The organism is Ornithinibacter sp. (assembly GCF_035443565.1).
Lineage (GTDB): Bacteria > Actinomycetota > Actinomycetes > Actinomycetales > Dermatophilaceae > Fodinibacter.
In genome coordinates this window covers 1-1,702 of record NZ_DAORSO010000316.1, presented here as the reverse complement: position 1 = coordinate 1,702, position 1,702 = coordinate 1, and the positions used below count along the sequence as shown (strand labels likewise).

Below are 1,702 nucleotides of genomic sequence, written 5' to 3'. Positions count from 1 at the left end.
CCTACGAGGACCTCAAGCCCGCAGACCTCGCCGAGGTCATCCACGACCTCACCCCCCGCCGCCGCGCCGAGGTGGCCGCGGCGCTGGGCGACGAGCGCCTCGCCGACGTCATCGAGGAGCTGCCGGAGGACGACCAGGTCGAGATCCTCGCCGGGCTCGAGGTCGGCCGCGCTGCCGACGTGCTCGAGGCGATGGAGCCCGACGACGCCGCCGACCTGCTCGCCGAGCTGCCCAAGGAGCGCCAGGAGGAGCTGCTCCAGAAGATGGAGCCCGACGAGGCCGCCGACCTGCGCCGCCTGCTCACCTACGACGAGAACACGGCCGGTGGCCTGATGACGACCGAGCCGGTCGTCCTCGGGCCCGAGGCGTCGATCGCCGAGGCACTGGCCGTGGTGCGCCGGGCCGAGCTGTCCACGGCACTGGCCTGCACCGTGTTCGTCTGCCGCGCTCCGCTCGAGACGCCCACCGGCCGCTACCTCGGCATGGTGCACATCCAGCGGCTGCTCCGCGAGCCCCCGCACGCGTCGATCGGCGGCATCCTCGACAAGGACGTCGAGCCGCTCGCGCCCGACGCCACCCTCGGCCAGGTGGCGCGGATGCTCGCCACCTACGACCTGGTCGGCCTGCCGATCGTCGACGCCGAGGGGCACCTGCTCGGCGCGGTCACGGTCGACGACGTGCTCGACCACATCCTTCCCGAGGACTGGCGCGAGGAGCGCCACGACGTGATGACCCCCGAGGGGGTGCGTCGTGGCTGAGCGCGACCGCCGGGTGCGCATCGACCAGCCCCGTGAGGGCCGTCGCCGCTGGAACCCGCCGAGCGTGTTCACCGAGGAGACCTTCGGGGTGCTCTCGGAGAAGTTCGCCCGCTACATGGGCACCCCGTACTTCCTGATCGGGATGACCCTCTTCGTGGCCGGGTGGCTGCTCTGGAACACCCTGGCGCCCGAGGGCCTGCGCTTCGACCCGTACGCCTTCATCTTCCTCACCCTGATCCTGAGCCTGCAGGCGTCCTACGCCGCGCCCCTGATCCTGCTTGCGCAGAACCGGCAGGCCGACCGCGACCGGGTGGCGCTGGAGCAGGACCGCAGCCGTGACGAGCGCAACCTCGCCGACACCGAGTTCCTCACCCGTGAGGTCGCCGCCCTGCGCATCGCCCTGCGCGACCAGGCGACCCGCGACTTCGTGCGCGGTGAGCTGCGCGACCTGCTCGACGAGCTGGAGGAGCGCGGGCTGGTGCTCGTGCGGCGCGAGGAGCTCGAGGCGGCCTACGACGCCTCGGCCGGGCGTGCGGCCGCGGCCGCGGACGAGGGCACCGGCTCGCCGACCTAGACTGGGCGCATGTCCCAGGTCAGCCCCGACGCCCTGCACGCCGCCCTCGAGACGGTCATCGACCCCGAGATCCGCAAGCCCGTCACCGAGCTCGGCATGGTCGAGAGCGTGGCCGCCGACGAGGCGGGTCACGTCGCCGTCACCATCCTGCTCACCGTGGCGGCCTGTCCGCTCAAGGACACCCTGACCAAGGACACCACGGCGGCGCTGGCCGCGGTCGACGGCGTCACCGGCGTCACCGTCACCCTCGGGGTGATGAGCGACGAGCAGCGGGCCGAGCTGAAGACGAAGCTGCGCGGTGGTGTCGCCGAGCGTGAGGTCCCCTTCGCCAAGGCCGGGTCGCTGACGCGGGTGTACGCCGTCGCGTCCG

At 72.7% G+C, this 1,702-nt stretch carries 3 protein-coding genes; all 3 read left to right on the top strand.

The annotated features are described in order from the left end of the window. On the top strand, positions 1–758 hold a 758-nt coding region (locus PLL68_RS14840; protein ID WP_324535407.1), incomplete at its 5' end, for a magnesium transporter MgtE N-terminal domain-containing protein. Then, on the top strand, positions 751–1,332 hold the full coding sequence (locus PLL68_RS14835) for a DUF1003 domain-containing protein (RefSeq protein WP_324535405.1): 582 nt from the start codon (positions 751–753) through the stop codon (positions 1,330–1,332). The genes PLL68_RS14840 and PLL68_RS14835, both read left to right, overlap by 8 nt. A gap of 9 nt (positions 1,333–1,341) precedes the next feature. Then, the coding region (locus PLL68_RS14830) for a metal-sulfur cluster assembly factor (RefSeq protein WP_324535403.1) at positions 1,342–1,702 on the top strand (361 nt) is incomplete at its 3' end.